This window comes from Prosthecobacter fluviatilis (assembly GCF_055388355.1).
Genome location: NZ_AP043782.1, coordinates 1682891 through 1700150, shown reverse-complemented (window position 1 = coordinate 1700150; position 17260 = coordinate 1682891). Strand labels below are relative to the sequence as shown.

The 17260-nt window shown below is 63.6% G+C and carries 13 protein-coding genes; 10 read left to right on the top strand and 3 right to left on the bottom strand.

From position 1 onward, the window contains the following. Positions 1 to 10 precede the first annotated feature (10 nt). Together ACZ5WW_RS06580 and ACZ5WW_RS06575 are read right to left on the bottom strand one after the other, a co-directional pair. On the bottom strand, positions 11 to 397 hold the full coding sequence (locus ACZ5WW_RS06580; protein ID WP_377170825.1) for a type II toxin-antitoxin system death-on-curing family toxin: 387 nt from the start codon (positions 395 to 397) through the stop codon (positions 11 to 13). Further along, the gene (locus ACZ5WW_RS06575; protein ID WP_377170827.1) at positions 394 to 621 is read right to left on the bottom strand and encodes an AbrB/MazE/SpoVT family DNA-binding domain-containing protein; all 228 of its coding nucleotides are present in this window, start codon (positions 619 to 621) and stop codon (positions 394 to 396) included. The genes ACZ5WW_RS06580 and ACZ5WW_RS06575 overlap by 4 nt, the downstream gene beginning before the upstream one ends. A 123-nt stretch (positions 622 to 744) precedes the next feature. On the opposite strand from ACZ5WW_RS06575, the gene ACZ5WW_RS06570 reads away from it, so the two are divergent. The 10 genes from ACZ5WW_RS06570 (at position 745) to ACZ5WW_RS06525 (ending at position 14329) form a co-directional block, all read left to right on the top strand. Further along, entirely contained in the window at positions 745 to 1341 is a 597-nt protein-coding gene (locus tag ACZ5WW_RS06570; protein ID WP_377170829.1) for a TetR/AcrR family transcriptional regulator, read from the top strand. A 70-nt stretch (positions 1342 to 1411) separates the two neighbouring features. After that, on the top strand, positions 1412 to 2563 hold the full coding sequence (locus ACZ5WW_RS06565) for an efflux RND transporter periplasmic adaptor subunit (protein ID WP_377170831.1): 1152 nt from the start codon (positions 1412 to 1414) through the stop codon (positions 2561 to 2563). A gap of 30 nt (positions 2564 to 2593) precedes the next feature. Continuing rightward, complete coding sequence (locus ACZ5WW_RS06560; protein ID WP_377170833.1) at positions 2594 to 5776, top strand: efflux RND transporter permease subunit; 3183 nt, start codon at positions 2594 to 2596, stop codon at positions 5774 to 5776. An 8-nt stretch (positions 5777 to 5784) separates the two neighbouring features. Further along, a complete protein-coding gene (locus ACZ5WW_RS06555) occupies positions 5785 to 7296 on the top strand; it encodes an efflux transporter outer membrane subunit (protein ID WP_377170835.1) in 1512 nt (503 codons plus the stop codon). A 50-nt stretch (positions 7297 to 7346) separates the two neighbouring features. Next, positions 7347 to 7520, top strand: coding sequence for a hypothetical protein (locus ACZ5WW_RS06550; protein WP_377170837.1), 174 nt, complete (start codon positions 7347 to 7349; stop codon positions 7518 to 7520). Between the two features lie 150 nt (positions 7521 to 7670). Further along, entirely contained in the window at positions 7671 to 9014 is a 1344-nt protein-coding gene (locus ACZ5WW_RS06545) for an ammonium transporter (RefSeq protein WP_377170839.1), read from the top strand. A 227-nt stretch (positions 9015 to 9241) separates the two neighbouring features. Beyond that, positions 9242 to 10207 carry an ABC transporter ATP-binding protein gene (locus tag ACZ5WW_RS06540; RefSeq protein ID WP_377170841.1) on the top strand — a complete coding sequence of 322 codons (966 nt, stop codon included), beginning with the start codon at positions 9242 to 9244 and terminating at the stop codon, positions 10205 to 10207. After that, positions 10204 to 10962 (top strand): ABC transporter permease, encoded by a 759-nt coding sequence (locus ACZ5WW_RS06535; RefSeq protein ID WP_377170843.1) that lies wholly within the window; start codon positions 10204 to 10206, stop codon positions 10960 to 10962. The genes ACZ5WW_RS06540 and ACZ5WW_RS06535 overlap by 4 nt, the downstream gene beginning before the upstream one ends. A gap of 18 nt (positions 10963 to 10980) precedes the next feature. Beyond that, positions 10981 to 12477, top strand: coding sequence for a DUF7088 domain-containing protein (locus ACZ5WW_RS06530; protein ID WP_377170845.1), 1497 nt, complete (start codon positions 10981 to 10983; stop codon positions 12475 to 12477). 16 nt (positions 12478 to 12493) lie between these two features. After that, entirely contained in the window at positions 12494 to 14329 is a 1836-nt protein-coding gene (locus ACZ5WW_RS06525) for a DUF4340 domain-containing protein (protein WP_377170847.1), read from the top strand. A 1412-nt stretch (positions 14330 to 15741) separates the two neighbouring features. Here the strand turns inward: ACZ5WW_RS06525 and ACZ5WW_RS06520 are convergent. Continuing rightward, the gene (locus ACZ5WW_RS06520; protein WP_377170849.1) at positions 15742 to 17169 is read right to left on the bottom strand and encodes a sulfatase family protein; all 1428 of its coding nucleotides are present in this window, start codon (positions 17167 to 17169) and stop codon (positions 15742 to 15744) included. Positions 17170 to 17260: the final 91 nt, after the last annotated feature.

Sequence of the window (17260 nt, the reverse complement as noted above, 5' to 3'; positions counted from 1 at the left end):
AACGCGGTCTCTAAGGACGTTTCGAGTTTGCTTCCAGCCATCCGGCATATTCGGCTTCCGTCATCGCTCCGGCGGCCAGGGCCAGGGTGCTTACCACGGCATCGGCCTCAGTGGCGTGGAATTCGTGTCCATTTCGTTCGAGAAAGCCTGCACCGAGCATGAAGCCTGTGCGTTTGTTGCCATCGAGAAAAGGGTAGTTTTTCACGATGCCTGCGGCATAGGCGGCGGCCATCTCCGCCATGGAGGGCTTTCCATAGTGGAAGAGCTGCCGGGGGCCCGCCAGGGCGGACTCCAGCAGATGCTCGTCAGGCAGTCCGGTGATGCCCCCGTAAAACGAAAGCATCATGTCATGCAGTGCCAGGCATTCGTCCCGCGTCAGCCAGTAGGGCTCTTTCATTTCGCCAGTTCGCGCAGGGTGTTGCGATAGCGGCGGTTCAGGCTTTCAAACACCGCCATGGTTTTGGCAAACTCCGGATTGCTGGCGGTCAGCCGCATTCCATCCTGGGATTCGGTGAGCGTCACGGTGTCTCCTTCTTCCACCTTCAAATGCGCCAGCGCCTCCTTCGGCAGTACCAGACCGACTGAGTTGCCAATTTTGCGGAGCTTGAGTTCAAGAGTCATGTGCTTAATGTAGTTACGAATGTTATTACGTCAAACGGTGGGGGTAAGCTCATGCCGGCTTAAAAATAGTTGACTGACCGTCTAGTCTGTTGCAAAACTCCGCCACCTTAACGAAAGACACCCATGGGCCGCACCTCCACCGCCAAAGACCGCCTGATTGACGCCATGATCGAACTGATCTGGATAGGCAGCTACGGCAGCACTTCGGTGGACCAGATTTGCGAGAGGGCAGGGGTGAAGAAGGGCAGCTTCTACCACTTCTTTGAGTCCAAGACGGAACTGGCCCTGACAGCGATCGAGCATGGCTGGGTCGAGCACCGCAAGGAGCTGGACCAGCTTTTCTCCCCGGTGGTGCCGCCGGTGGAGCGCATCCTGAACTGCTTCCGCAATTTCCGCCAGGAGCAGGAGGAGCTCTTCCAGAAGCATGGCCGTGTGCTGGGCTGCCCCATCCACTCCCTGGGTGCGGAGGTCAGCACGGTGGACGAGCGCCTGCGGGACAAGCTGCAGGAGATTTTGAGCCAGTTCATCCGCTACTACGAGAGCGCCATCCGCGATGCGCAGGCGCAGGGCAGCATTGTCACGCATGATGCGGTGGCCCTGGCACGGATCGTGTTTGCCTACAGCGAAGGCCTGCTGCTGCACGCCCGCATGTGGAACGACCTGGGCCGCCTGGACGAGTTCGAGTCCGGAGCCAAGATCATCCTCGGCGTCAAAGACTGACGCGTGCTCATTTTTTGCTTTCAAATTAACCAACTGGTCAACTTTCCCCACCCCAAAACCTACGCGCCCCGTGAAACTCCCAAACCTCCTCCCCTTCGTCCTGCTTCTGGCTGCCTGTGGCAAACCGCCTGCCGGTGGCCATGGCGGCGGCATGCCTCCGGCTCCCGTGACCATCGCCCAGGTCGAGCAAAAAGAGCTGGTGGAATGGGAGGAGTTCACGGGGCGCGTTGAACCGGTGGAAACGGTGGAGCTGAAGCCGCGCGTGTCCGGCTACATCACGGAGGTGCATTTCCAGGCCGGAGCCTTGGTCAAGAAGGGGGATATTCTCTTCACCATCGACCAGCGGCCTTTCCAGACGCGGCTGCGCTCCACGGGGGCCGAGGTGGCGCGGGCAGAGGCCAATGCCATGGCCATGAAACGTGAGTTTGACCGTGTGCAGACCCTGCTGGCGGCCAAGGCCATCGCCCCGGAGCAGGCGGAGGCGCGCGAGTCCATGCACCTGCAGGCGGTGGCCAGCCTGGAGGCGGCCAAGGCGGCGCAGCACAGTGCGGAGATCGAGTTTGAGCACAGCACGGTCAAGGCACCCATCAGCGGCCGCATCAGCCGGGCCATCACCACCACGGGGAACTTTGTCACCGCTGGCACCACGCTGCTGACCACCATCGTGACCGTGGACCCGGTCTATGTGTATGCGGACATCGACGAAAACAGCCTGCTGAACCTGCAGGCCATGCAGCGGGACAAGAAGACCTTCACCAATGGCGACGGCCGCGTGCCGGTGGAGCTTCAGCTCTCCAATGAAAAAAGCTTCCCGCACAAAGGGCACATCGAATCCTTCGACAACCGCCTGGATGCCAGCACCGGCAGCATGGTGCTGCGCGCCGAGTTTCCCAATGGCGACAACATCCTCACTCCGGGGCTGTTTGCGCGCATCCGCATCCCCATGACGGGCAAATACAAGGCGCTGCTGGTGGACGAGAAGAGCATCCTCACGGATCAGGCGAACAAGTTTGTGCTGGGGGTGGATCTTTCCAAAACGCCAGCGCTGTCGGTTTACAAACCCATCGTGATCGGGCCGAGCATCGACGGCAAGCGCATCATCCGCAGCGGTCTGGCGGCCGGAGACAAAATCATCGTGAACGGGCAGGCGCGTCTGCCGCAGCCTGGCATGCCTGTGCAGCCGGTGGATGCACCGCCTGCCAAGGAGACGGCGGCCAAGTAAGCGCACAGCGAAACATCCCCCCAAGCTTGCATGAACATTTCCCGATTCTTCATCACCCGCCCCATCTTTGCGGGCGTGCTGTCACTGCTGATCTTCATCCTCGGCGCCATCTCCCTGTTTCAGCTGCCGATCTCCGAGTATCCGGAGGTCGTGCCGCCGACGGTCATTGTGACGGCGACCTATCCCGGTGCGAATCCGAAGACCATTGCCGAAACGGTGGCCTCGCCGCTGGAGCAGACGATCAACGGCATCGAAAACATGCTCTACATGTCGTCGATGAGCACGGCCAATGGCGTGATGACGCTCACCGTCACGTTCAAGATCGGCACGGAGCTCGACCTCGCGCAGATGCAGGTGCAGAACCGCGTGGCGCAGGTGCTGCCCAAGCTGCCGGAGGAGGTGCGCCGCTTCGGGGTCACCACGGTGAAGTCATCGCCCAACATGACGCTGGTGGTGCATCTGCTCTCCCCCAACGAGCGCTATGACGAGATCTACCTGCGCAACTACGCCACCCTCAATGTGAAGGACGAGCTGTCGCGACTCTCCGGTGTGGGGCAGGTGAACATCTTCGGCGGCGGCGACTACGCCATGCGCATCTGGATCGATCCCGACAAGGCCGCCGCGCGTGGCCTGACCTCCGGCGACATCGTGAACGCCATCCGCGAGCAGAACATCCAGGTGGCTGCGGGCACCATCGGCCAGCAGCCCACCAAGGACTCCGCCTTTGAGCTGACGGTGAATGCCAAGGGCCGCCTCATCAGCGAGGAGGAGTTTGAGCAGATCATCGTCAAGACCGGCCCGCATGGGGAAAAGCTCCGCCTGCGGGATGTCGCACGCGCCGAGATGGGCTCGGGCGACTACTCGCTGCGCGCGCTGCTCAACAACAAGCGTGCCGTGGGCATGGGCGTGTTCCAGCTTCCCGGCGCGAATGCGCTCGCCGTCTCCGAGGCGGTGCGTCATTGCATGGCTGAGCTGAAGAAGAAAATGCCCGAGGGCGTGGACTACGCCATCGCCTATGACCCCACGGTGTTCGTGGAGAAGTCCATCGATGCGGTCATCCACACGCTGCTGGAGGCTCTGGTGCTCGTGGTGCTGGTCGTCGTTATCTTCCTGCAGACCTGGCGGGCCTCCATCATCCCGCTGGCGGCGGTGCCGGTGTCTCTCGTCGGCACCTTTGCGGTGATGCATGCGCTCGGGTTCTCGATCAACAACCTCTCCCTCTTCGGCCTCGTGCTTGCCATCGGCATCGTGGTGGATGACGCCATCGTGGTCGTCGAAAACGTGGAGCGAAACATTCAGAACGGTCTCAAGCCGCTGGCGGCCACGCAGCAGGCCATGACGGAGGTGACAGGGCCCATCGTGGCCACGGCGCTGGTGCTGTGCGCGGTGTTCATTCCCACGGCATTCATCAGCGGGCTCAGCGGCCAGTTCTACAAGCAGTTTGCCGTCACCATCGCCATCTCCACGGTCATTTCGGCCATCAACTCGCTCACGCTTTCTCCGGCGCTCTCCGCGCTGCTGCTGAAGGGCCACGGTGACAAGCGTGACATCCTCACCAGGCTCATCGACGGTCTGTTTGGCTGGTTCTTCCGGCCGTTCAACCGCTTCTTTGAGTGGTCGTCCAACGTGTATGTGGGCCTGGTGAAGCGCATCATCCGTTTCAGCTTCATCGCCGTCATCATCTACGGCGGTCTCGTCTGGGCCACATGGAAAGGTTTTGAAACTGTGCCCGAGGGCTTTGTGCCCAGCCAGGACAAGCAGTACCTCGTCGGCTTTGCGCAGCTGCCAGATGGCGCTTCTCTTGACCGCACCGACGACGTCATGCGCCGGATGTCCCAGATCGCCATGGACGAGCCGGGCGTGAAGGACGCCATCGCTTTCCCGGGCCTGTCCATCCAGGGTTTCACCATCAGCCCCAATGCGGGCATCGTGTTCGTCGGCCTCGACAACTTCGAGGACCGCAAGTCGCCGGAGCTCAGCGGCGCGGCCATCGCCAATTCGCTCAACGGCAAGTTCATGGCCATCCAGGACGCCATGGTGATGATGTTCCCGCCACCGCCCGTCAACGGCATCGGCACCACGGGCGGGTTCAAGCTCATGGTGGAAGACCGTGGCAACCAGGGCTACGCGGCGCTTTATCAGGCCACGCAGAAGCTTGTCGGCGCAGCCTATGGCACCCAGAAGCTCACGCAGGTTTACTCCGGCTACACCGTCAATGTGCCGCAGCTTGAGGCGGACGTGGATCGTGAGAAAGCGAAGGTGCAGGGCGTGCCGCTGGCGAATCTCTTCGAGACATTGCAGGTCAACCTCGGCAGCCTTTACGTGAACGACTTCAACCGCTTTGGCCGCACCTACCAGGTCGTGGCGCAGGCGGAGCAGCAGTTCCGTGACGACGCCAGCGACATCACGCGGCTGAAAACGCGCAACGCTGCGGGTGAGATGGTGCCCGTCGGATCGCTGGTGAAGGTGAAGGAGGGCTTTGGCCCGGACCGTGTCACGCATTACAACGGCTACCTCGCCGCCGACCTGAACGGAGCCCCCATGCCGCCGCTGAGCTCCGGCCAGGCGGAGGAGCTCATCTCCAAGCTGGCCAAAGAAGGCCTGCCGGGCGGGTTTGAGTTTGAATGGACCGACCTCACCTACCAGAAGATCATCGCCGGAAACACCGCCATCTACATCTACCCGCTGTGCATCCTGCTGGTGTTCATGGTGCTGGCCGCCCAGTATGAGAGCCTGCGCCTGCCGCTGGCCATCATCCTCATCGTGCCGCTGTGCCTGCTGTTTGCGCTGGCGGGGGTGATGATCACGGGTGGTGACAACAACATCTTCACGCAGATCGGCTTCATCGTGCTGATCGGGCTGGCCTGCAAAAACGCCATTTTGATCGTGGAGTTTGCGAAGGAGAAGTTTGACCATGGACTGAGCCCGCTGGAGGCGGCCATCGAGTCCTGCCGCCTGCGCCTGCGCCCGATTTTGATGACGTCCATCGCCTTCATCGCCGGTGTGTATCCGCTGGTGGTCTCCACCGGTGCGGGTGCTGAAATGCGCCGCGCCATGGGCACCGCCGTGTTTGCCGGCATGATCGGCGTGACCTTCCTGGGCCTGTTCTTCACGCCGGTGTTTTATGTGCTGGTGATGCTGGGGCAGAAGAAAAAGAAAGCCGCCGCAGACACCACCGAGATTCCTTCCGCCGCTCTTCCTGTCCCTCACTGATTTCCGACATGCGCTATTTCATTCCACTTCTCTTGGCAACGAATGTCATCGCCCAGATCGGGCCGAACTACGAACGGCCGGAAACGGTGACGCCGCCGGGCTACAAAGGCGCGGTAAACTGGCGCGAGGCGCGCCCGCTGGACACGCTGCCCAAAGGCGCGTGGTGGCGTGTGTTTGGCGACGCCAGGCTGAACGAGCTCATGGAGCGCGCCACGGCGCACAACCAGACGCTCAAGGCGGCGATCGCACGCTTTGACCAGGCGCGTGCAGGCACGGGCATCGCCCGCGCGGCCTTCTTTCCCACGGCGGACATCAATTCGGCCTTCACCACGCAGCGCACCTCCCCCAACATGCCCAGCGCCTTTCCGCTGAACGGCCTGCACTACGTGGGGCCGAGCTACAATGTGCCTCTGGACTTCAGCTGGGAGCTGGATCTGTGGGGCAAGATCCGCCGTCAGAATGAAAGCGCGCGGGCAGATGCGGCGGCGGCTGCCAACCTGATGCAGAATGTGCTGCTGGGCATGCACGCAGATGTGGCCACCAACTACTTCCGCATCCGTGCGCTGGATGGCGAGCTGCAGACCGTGCGTGCGGCCGTGGGCTGGCGCAGGCAGGCGCTGGACATCGCCCGTGCACGTGTGAAAGCCGGCGCCGGCAGCGAGCTGGAGCAGGCCCAGGCGGAGACGGAAGTGGCCACCGCCGAGGCGGAGGTGAGCGCGCTGCAGAACCAGCGTGACCAGCTTGAAAATGCCATCGCCCTCCTCACAGGGACGAACCCCAGCGCCTTCAAGCTCGGCGGCAACGCGGGCCTGCTGCCCTCGCCTCCGGGAGTCCCTGCCGGTGTGCCCACGGACCTGCTGGAGCGCCGCCCGGACGTGGCTGCGGCCGAGCGCACGCTGGCCTCCACCACGGCGCAGATCGGCGTCACCAAGGCCAACTTCTTCCCCAGCATCCGGCTCATGGGGCATGGCGGGTATCTCAGCGGGGATGTGGCCAAGCTCTTTGAGGGCAACAGCCTCAACTGGAACATCGGCCCCAGCATCGCCGTGCCGATGTTTGCCGGTGGCAAAAACCGGGCCTACATGGAAAAGGCGCGCGCTGCGCATGACGAGGCGCTGGCAAACTACCGCCAGGCCATCCTGGTGTCCTTCAACGATGTGGAAAACGCGCTGGCGGCGCTGCGCAATCTCAGCACGCAGACCGAGGCGCAGCACCGTGCGCGTGCCAGTGCGCAGGAGGCCGCGAAGATCGCGCATGCACGCTATGAGGCGGGCACGAGCCCGTATCTGGACGTCATCGAGGCGAACCGTTCGCTGCTCATCACGGAGCGTGCCTGTGCCACCCTGGCGGGGCAGCGGCTGATCGCCAGCGTGAGCCTGATCAAGGCGCTGGGCGGCGGCTGGGACCAAAACCTGCCCGTGACCGTCCCCACCACGACGCCAGATCCTGCCGCCCGGGGCTCCACGGCGGAGAAGAAAGGCTTCCTCACCAAGGTGAAGGGCTGGTTCAAGCGGGACTAGGCGGCTGGGGTGGCGGAGGCCCTGCCAGCGCCCTTGCAGCGCTGGCGCACATGAAAGTCTTCCAAGCGGGAGAGGCGGAGATGCCTCTCCCGTTTTTTTTGCGTGCATGGAAGCCGGGGCAGGGGAGGAAACGGCCGGGTGCGCCAGAGGGTGCGGGGCCGCTGGAAACCCCCGGAGGCACCCTGCGTCAGCACCGGGGCACGACCAAAGCCGCCAGCGGCTGAAAAACCGGGCGGTGAGCAGAAATGAAGCAGTTTTCGTGCCTATTTTGCAAAAAAGGTTGTCACCTCCGGCGCGGTGACTAGCATCCGCGCAGCTCCAACCAAGCTGCGGTCCCAACCAGGCCGCCAACTCAACCAGCCGCCCAACCAACCATGACCCATCCCCTGCTGAAAAGCACCGGGAGCGGGACCGCACGGAATGCATCCGCGCCGGTCGCGCTCGTTCTCGCCCTCCTCGCAGTCGCCACTCCCGCCCATGCCGCCGATGGCGCGGCCACGATCAGCAGCGGGGACACCGCCTGGCTGCTCGTTTCGACGGCGCTGGTGCTCTTCATGATGATCCCGGGCCTGGCGCTGTTTTACGCCGGGCTGGTGCGCTCCAAGAACGTGCTCTCCATCCTGATGCAGTGCTTTGCGCTGACCGCTGTCATGAGCCTCGTCTGGCTGGCCTGCGGCTACTCGCTGTGCTTTGCCGACGGCGGCGCGCTCATCGGCGGCTTTGGCAAGGCCTTCCTCAGCGGGGTCACGCCCGGCACGGTGCGCAGCGACTGCCCGACGATCCCCGAGCTGCTGCACTTCGCCTACCAGATGATGTTTTTCCTCATCACCCCGGGGCTGTTCATCGGCGCGTTTGCAGAGCGCATGAAGTTCAAGGCCATCCTCGTTTTCAGCGTCATCTGGAGCCTCGTGGTCTATGCCCCCTGCTGCTACGGTGTGTGGCACAAGGCGGGCGCTTTCTTTGGTCTTACGGGAGTGATCGATCTCGCGGGCGGCATCGTGGTGCACATCACCGCCGGAGTGGCCGCGCTGGTGGCCTGCGTGATGGTGGGGCCGCGCAAGGAGTTTCCCAGCGCGCAGTTCATGCCGCACAACCTGCCGCTGACCATCGTGGGGGCGGGCATGCTGTGGGTGGGGTGGTTTGGCTTCAATGCGGGCAGCCACCTCGCAGCCAACGGCGCTGCGGCGATGACCCTCGTCGTCACCCACCTCTCCGCCTGCGCCGCCTCGGTGGTGTGGATGCTCATTGAGTGGATCCGCAACGGCAAGCCGAGCGCTCTGGGCATCGCCACGGGCTCCATCGCCGGGCTGGCGGCCATCACCCCTGCGGCAGGCAAGGTGGGGCCGGTGGGGGCGCTCTGCATTGGCAGCATCTCGGCGCTGCTGTGCTGGCTGGCCTGCTCCAAGCTGAAGCACAAGTTCCGCTACGATGACTCGCTGGACGTCTTTGGCGTCCACGGCATGGGCGGCTTCGTCGGCACCATCCTCGTCGCAGTCTTTGGTTCCACCAGCTTTGCAGGCGGCCTTGGGGAGTTCAGCATCGGCAGCCAGCTCCTGACGCAAAGCCTGGCCTCTCTGTGGACGATCCTCCTCTCCGGCGTGGGCAGCTTTGTGATCCTCAAGGGCATCGACCTCACGATCGGCCTGCGCGTCACCCACGAGGATGAGTACCAAGGGCTGGACCTCGCCGAGCATGGCGAGACTGCCTACAACGACTAGGCGGGCTGGCGGAAAGAGGACCTTTGTGATCCGGCGTGCGCAGCTCCCCATGGCGGGAGGTCTGCGCCGTCGGCTCTTGGGAGGCTGCGGGCAGGTGCGTGGCGCAGCCGCCGGGTTGAGGAGCATCATTTTTGCGAATGCCTGATTGCGAATTGTCTTTCAGGGGCGCATAAGCTTAAATTTAACTTTTCCCCCCGACACTTCCTCCCCCCCATTCCCTCCCAGTCATGATCGATGTTCAGGAACTCACCAAGCAGTATGCCGGACGCACTGCGGTGAACAGCATCTCCTTCCAGGTGGAGCCGGGGGAGATCGTGGGTTTTCTCGGCCCAAACGGAGCCGGAAAGTCCACGACCATGCGCATTCTCAGCGGGTACATGCCCGCCACTTCAGGACGCGCGCTGGTGGCGGGTTTTGACGTCTTCCACCAGTCCATCCAGGTGCGCCAGTCGGTGGGCTACATGCCGGAAAACGCCCCGCTGTACACCGACATGCGGGTGAAGGAGTACCTGTACTTCCGCGCCGAGCTCAAGGGGCTCTCCGGCACGGCCATGCGCCGCCGCATCGGCGAGGTGATGGAGCTCACCGGCGTCACGGACATGCGCAAGCGCCTCATCGGCAACCTCTCCAAAGGCTACCGCCAGCGCGTGGCCCTGGCGGATGCCCTGGTGCACAAGCCCAAGCTCCTCATTCTCGACGAGCCGACGAACGGGCTCGACCCCGTGCAGATCCGGCATGTGCGCGATCTCCTGCGCAGCCTCAAGTCCAAGCACACCGTGCTGCTCTCCACCCATATCCTGCATGAGGTGGAGCAGACCTGCGACCGGGTGGTGATGATCCACCAGGGGCGCATCCGCGCCAACGACACCCCGGCCAATCTCACGCGCCAGCTGCGCTCCACCACGCTGCTGCACCTGGAGATCGACGGCACCGGCAATCTCGCGGAAAAGCTCTCCGCCATCCCCGCCGTGCGCAAGGCCACGGAGGAGGAGCTGCAAATCCACCCCTGGCGGCGCTTCACCCTCCGGGTCGAGCCAGATCACGATGTGCGGGATGAAGTGCTGGACCTCGCGCTGAAGCAAAAGTGGCGCATCCGCGAGATGCACCTGCAGCTGCCAACTCTGGAGGATGTCTTTGTGGAGCTTTCCATGAACGCAGGCACCCCCACCGACATCCCCACCCACGTCCTATGAGGATATTCTGGATTCTGCTCAAAAAAGAACTGCACGCCTTCTTTGTCTCCCCCGTGGCCTACGTGGTGCTGGCGCTGGTCATGGTGCTCAACGGCTTCGCTTTCCGCGCTGCGCTCTCCGTGCTGGAAAACGCCCCCAGCGAAGGCTCCATCGTGAGCTGGACCTTCCATGCCATGTGGTTCTGGCTCTCCTACTTCTTCATCTTCCCGCTGCTGACCATGCGCCTCTTTGCCGAGGAGAAAAAGATGGGCACGCTGGAGACCCTCTTCACCGCGCCGGTGCGCGCCTGGCAGGTGGTGGGCTCCAAGTACCTCGCCTCCGTCATCGTGTACTGCGTGCTCTGGCTGCCCAGCCTGTTCAATTTCAAGTTTGCCCACTGGATCTCCGCCGGGCAGGTGGAGATACCCTCCGGGGCCATGCGCGGCGCCTACCTCATCCTCGTCGTCATGGGCATGTTCAATCTGGCCGTCGGCTGCTTTGCCTCCTCCCTCACGTCCAACCAGATCGTCGCCGCCATCATCTCCTTCACGGTGAGCCTCATGCACTTCCTGATGGGCATCTTCATCATGGTCGTGGGCCGCAAGATCTCCGACACCATCGTGGACATCGTCAACTACTTCGCCGCCACCGAGCACATCCGCATCTTCACCGCGGGCCTCATCGACAGCAGGCCGATCATTTACTACCTCAGCATGTCGCTGCTCTTCCTCTCCTTCACACACCACGTCGTCGAGTTCCGCCGCTGGCGCCCGTGAGCCGACTGATCCACCACCATGACGGATTCTGAACAGAACAACCCGCCGGCAGGTGCCGAAGTCAGACCGATGCCGAAGCGCTATGGCATCGGCCTGAACGTCACCGTGCAGATCATCCTGGCGCTGGCGCTCTTTGCCGGCGTCAACCGCCTCAACTACTACCACTTCTGGCGCTGGGATCTCAGCCCCAGCCAGGACTACACCCTCAGCCCGGCCACGCTCAAGTACCTCGACAGCCTTTCCCGCGATGTGCAGATCAACATCGTCTTCAGCCGGGATTCCAAGGTGTATGGCGAAGTCCAGTCCCTGCTGGAGGAGTACCACCTGCACGGCAGGCAGCGCATCAAGGTGCGCTCCATCGACCCCGTGCGCGACATCGAGCGCGCCGAGCAGCTCAAGGCGGACACCGGCCTCTCCCTTTCCCAAAACGGCGTGCTCATCCGCTGCGGGGTGAACAAGCGCTTCATCACCGAGGAGGAGCTCGTCGTCCGTGAAAAGGGCACCAGCACGAACAAGCAGATCGTTGAATTCCGTGGCGAGGACGCCATCTCCTCCGCCCTCATCTCCGTCGTGGAAGGCCGTGTGCGCCGCTTCTTCTACGTCGTGGGAAAGGGCAGCCGCTCCGCCCTGGGACTCAGCGAGGCCTACAATGCCGCGATCGACCTCGGCAAGCAGCAGAACTTCGAGGTCGTCCAGGTCAACCTCTCCGACATCAACCAGATCCCCCCGGACACCGACGGCCTGCTCATCATGGGCGCGCGTTATGACTTCTCCGAGCGCGAGATCGTCATGCTCAACAACTACTGGCAGTCCAAGCGTGCCGGCATGTTCATCATGCTCGACCCCGGTGGCGAAACCGCCCGGCTCAACGCCTTTCTCACCGCCAACGGCGTGCATCCGCGTGGCGACCGCGTGCTCATGGCGGAGAGCACCAGCACCGGCCCCCGCAAGGAATTCTCCGTGATGGGTGAGTTCAACAAGGAGGTGCCCTTCATCCACCACCTGAGCTCCTCCGCCATCACCTTTGCCGGGCAGACGGAATCTCTGGAGCTGGTCAAGGAGAACTCCAGCCTCAAGGAGCAGTCCATCAGCATCAGGCCGCTCATCCAGGCCGCCCCGCGCTACTGGGGTGAGCGCCAGTTTCTGGAGGAGCTGCCCATCGTCGATGAGGAGGACACGCTGCCGCCGATCTACGTGGCCGCCAGCATCGAGCGCGGCGCCCTGGGAGACGAAACCAAGCGCGCAGACAGCTCCCGCATGGTCGTGGTCTCCAACCCCACGCTGCTCGACAAGCAGACCATGCTCGCCGTCAGCCGCGACTTTGCCGCCGCCAGCCTGAACTGGCTCATGAACCGCGAAAACTTCATCGGCATTCCCGCCAAGTCCAAGCACTCCTACCGCATCCAGCTCACCAGCAAGCAGCATGAGCTGATCTTCTGGATCACCTCCATCACCCTGCCGGGCATCGTTCTGGCCTTTGGCATCATGGTCTGGGCCAGCCGCCGGGCCGCATGAGCACCGACTTAGACGCATGAGCGCACGCACCACCCTCCTTCTGTTCCTGCTCGTCGCCGCCATGGGCGCGATCATCCTCGGCATTGAGCGTTACTTCCCCTCTGCCATCGACACGCGTGAAGTCAGGCGCGGCCCCAGCCGTTTCGAGAATGACAAGGTCACCCGCATCGAAATCCTCACCGCTGAAAACGTGCCGCTCACCCTGGTGCGCGACGGCGGCGCCTGGAGGATCGAGGCCCCCTATGAGGACCTGGCAGACCCCCAGAAAGTCGCCGCGCTCATCCTCACCCTCAACGGGGTCGAGTGGATTCAGCGCGTCCACCGGCAGGAATACGATGAGGCCGAGTGGCAGAAAACCGGCCTGGACAAACCCCGCTTCAAAGTGCGCCTGCTCGCCGGAGACGCCCCGGTCTATGAGTGCTGGTTCGGCTCTCCTGCTCCTGTCGAAAACAGCCTCTTCATCGGCATTCCTGACCCCGGCAGCGGCGAGCCCGCGTGGTACGTCGCCAAAAGCGAAGCGCCGATGGTCCTGCAGATTCCCGCCGCCGCCTGGCGCGACCCCAAGCTTCTGCGCCTGCCTGCGGAAGTCATCACCAGCATCACCCTGAGCCAGCCCTCCGGCCAGATCGTCCTCACCCGCGAAAACGAGCATGCGCCCTGGCTGGTCGAAAAACCGCTCAAGACACGCGGTGGCAAGGAGCGCATCACCGAGCTGCTTTCCGCCATCCTCAACATTGAAATCACCGAGGCCAAGGACGTGACCACCGCCGCCAAGGAGGAGGCGCAGGCCACCCGGGCGGATGAGATCAAGGTCACCATCGAGTCCAAGGCACGCGGCAAGTCCTACGAGTTCACCCTCAAGAAACCGGCGGACGAAAAGCAGGCCGTCACCACCGCCACCACCGCCTACCGCAAACCCGCCTTCACCGTCGTCGCCAAAAATCTGCTCAGCCTCTGGGTCAGCCCCAATGCGCTGCGCGACCACCTGCTGGCGCAGATCGACGGCGAGCGCCTCGACTTCCTCACCATCACCAGCAAGACCCACCCGGAGATCCATCTGCGCAACGAAGGCGGCTCCTGGTACCTGCAGCGTCATGGCAACTGGGAGCCTGCGAACGGCGAGCGCGTCGCCCGCTGCCTCGGCGCCCTCAACACCTACGAAATCCTGCAGTTTGCCGCAGACTCCGCCGCCGACCTCAAGCCCTTTGGCCTGGATGATCCCTTCCAGACCGTCACCTGGACCCCGCAGCGGGAGAAGCCGGTGAAGCTCATGTTTGGCCACAATGCGGAAAGCACCCAGTTCTTTGCCAAATACGAAAGCGAGCCCTTCGTTTACCGCATCGACGCCTCTCTGCTGCCCTCTCTGCCGACTGACGGCATCAAGTGGAAGGGGCTCGGCGCGCTGCGTTTCACCACCTTTGCGCTGCGCCGCATCACCATGTCCCAGGGGGCGTACTCGCCCATCATCCTCGACTACAACCCCGTCACCGCCGAATGGAAGGCCACGCGTGGCGGGCGGGATGCCACGGCAGAGCTCGACCGCGTGAAGGCGGACCAGCTTGCCGCGAACCTCGCGCGCTTCACCGTGCAGGACTGGGCCGCAGACCGCACGGATGCGCTGCAGGCCCTCAAAACGCCCTTCCTGACCATCCAGATCGTCCTCGGCGAGCCCGGCCGCACCGACGGCCCCGTGCGCGAGATCGAGATCCTCTTTTCCCCCACCCAGCCCAACGCCAGCACCGCGTTCTACTTTGGGCAGATCAAGAACGACCCCGACATCTTTTACATCACCAACAGCGCCCTGCTGCAGATTGCAGGGATCAACGTCTTCAAGCCCAAGCAGGCGAAGTAATACCACGCACAGCTGAAAGCGGGTCTCAGGGGTGAAAGCCAGCATTCCATGCGGCCAGCCAGTGCTCCGGCGGAGTGGGATCGTCCCGATCCCTCACGTTCCCGCAGCGCACAGCGTCTTCGCAGATCCACGAACACGCTGCAGGTGGGGGGATCAAGATGATCCCCCTCCGTCGGCTCGTGCCTCCACCTTCAGACCCGTTTTCATCGCATCGTGGTATAAGGGCGCCCTCGCAGTCGGGCGGTTTGGCGGAGAGCGCGGTGGAGCATCGGAAAGCATTGCGCGCCAAACACACCCAACCTACGGCCGGAGCGCCGCGCAGCGCTCGTAGGATGGGTGTGGCGCAAGCCCGCCCGTCCATCAGCGTGTGGCAAACGCAAAGGTTTGCGAACGTCCGCACAGCGCATGGTCAAGACGCCAGGACGCCAGGGCGTACCGCAGCCAGTGGAGCGTAATACCACGCACAGCTGAAAGCGGGCCTCAGGGGTGAAAGCCAGCATTCCATGCGGCCAGCCAGTGCTCCGGCGGAGTGGGATCGTCCCGATCCCACACGCTCCCGCATCGCCCTGCGCCCTCGCAGATCCACGAACACGCCGCTGGTGCGGGGATCAAGATGATCCCCCTCCGTCGCTGCGGCGAAGCCTCCGGCGGAGTGGGATCGTCCCGATCCCACACGCTCCCGCATCGCCCAGTGCCCTCGCAGATCCACGAACACGCTGCAGGTGGGGGGATCAAGATGATCCCCCTCCGTCGCTGCGGCGAAGCCTCCGGCGGAGTGGGATCGTCCCGATCCCACACGTTCCCTCATCGCCCAGCGCCCTCGCAGATCCACGAACACGCTGCAGGTGCGGGGATCAAGATGATCCCCCTCCGTCGCTGCGGCGAAGCCTCCGGCGGAGTGGGATCGTCCCGATCCCACACGCTCCCGCAGCGCCCTGTGCCCTCGCAGATCCACGAACACGCTGCAGGTGGGGGGGATCAAGATGATCCCCCTCCGTCGCTGCGGCGAAGCCTCAGGCGGAGTGGGATCGTCCCGATCCCACACGTTCCCACATCGCACAGCGTCTTCGCAGATCCACGAACACGCTGCAGGTGGGGGGATCAAGATAATCCCCCTCCGTCGCTGCGGCGAAGCCTCCGGCGGAGTGGGATCGTCCCGATCCCACACGTTCCCGCATCGCCCTGCGCCCTCGCAGATCCACGAACACGCTGCAGGTGGGGGGATCAAGATGATCCCCCTCCGTCGGCTCGTGCCTCCACCTTCAGACCCGTTTTCATCGCATCGTGGTATGAGCGGGGCGGGGGAGGCCCCCCATGCGCTGCAGCGCGGAGTCCGCACGCGCCGCCCGCCGCCCGCAGGCCGGTTCTGGCTGTGTCGTGGTAGGATGGGGTATGAAATAATCCAAGGCGGCCTACTGCCCGGCCTCCCGTGTGCCTGAGCCTTTGGGCTGCTTCATGAGGCTGTCTCCCAGCTCGGCGCGGATGGCTTCGGCATGCTTTTGCAGGCGTGCGACTTCCCCGGGGTTTTGGGCGGCGAGGTTTTTGGACTCGCTGATGTCCGTGTAGAGGTCGTAGAGCTCGGGCTCGGTGATCTTGACCTGCTTGTAATTCACGGGCTTGCCGCCGGTGGCCTTGGGCTGGTCGGCGGGCAGGCTGCGGTAGGTGTGGGGGAGCTGGAGCTTCCAGCGGCCGTCTCCGCTGCTGATGGCCTGGAGCTGGTTCTGCTCGTAGTAGAAGGCGTAGAAGTCGTGCGGGTTTTGGGCGTCCGGCACGCCGGAGACGATGGGCCAGCAGTTCAGGCCGTCGATCTTGTGCTCCGGCAGTTTGGCATCAATCACATGCGCCACGGTGGGCAGGAGGTCGATGGTCATCATCATGGTGTCCGTGGTGGTGCCGGCGGGGATTTTCCCGGGCCATTTCATGATGCCGGTGACGCGGGTGCCGCCCTCCCAGCAGGTGCCTTTGCCCTCCCGCAGCGGGCCTGCGCTGCCGGCGTGGTCGCCGTAGCTGAGCCAGGGGCCGTTGTCGGAGGTGAAGATGACCCAGGTGTTGTCCTCCAGGCCGTTCTTTTTGAGGGTGTCCAGGATCTGGCCCACGGACCAGTCCACCTCCAGCATGACGTCGGCAAAGAGGCCCTTGCCGGACTTGCCCTGGTATTTCTCACTCACAAACAGGGGCACGTGGACCATGCTGTGGGCCAGGTAGAGGAGGAAGGGCTTGTCCTTGTTTTTCTCAATGAACTGCACGCCGCGGGCGGTGTAGTCGGTGGTGAGGCGGGTCTGCTCCTCGGGGGTGACCTCGGGGTCCACCACGTGGTCGTCCTCGTACATGGGGAGGCTGGGGAAGGCTCCCTTTTTGGCCTGCGGGTGATAGGGCCACATGTCGTTGGAGTAGGGGAGGCCGTAGTACTGGTCAAAGCCGTGCCGGGTGGGCAGGAACTGGGGCTGGGAGCCGAGGTGCCACTTGCCCACGGCGGCGGTGGCGTAGCCTTTTTGCTTCACCAGTTCTGCGAGGGTCGTTTCACCGGCGCTGATGCCGTGCTTCGCATTGGGCCCGAGCGCGCCGTGGATGCCCACGCGGTTCGGGTAGCAGCCGGTGAGCAGGGCGGTGCGGGAGGCACTGCACACGGGCTGGGCCACGTGGAAGTTGGTGAATTTGCGGCCCTCGGCGGCGAGTTTGTCGATGTTTGGGGTCTGGTACCCCTGGGCTCCGAAGCAGCTCACATCGGCATATCCCATGTCGTCCATAAAAATGATGACGATGTTGGGTGGGGAGGAGGCTGAGGTGGCCGCCGGGGGGAGGAGAAGCAGGGCTAGGATGGCTGACAATAGGGGGCGCATGGCGGGGCAGGAGGGCGGAAGTGAATGAGGTGGAAGGGCTTAGCCCTCATGAAAACGCCTGAGAAAACCCCGGAATTTCCAGGCAATTTTT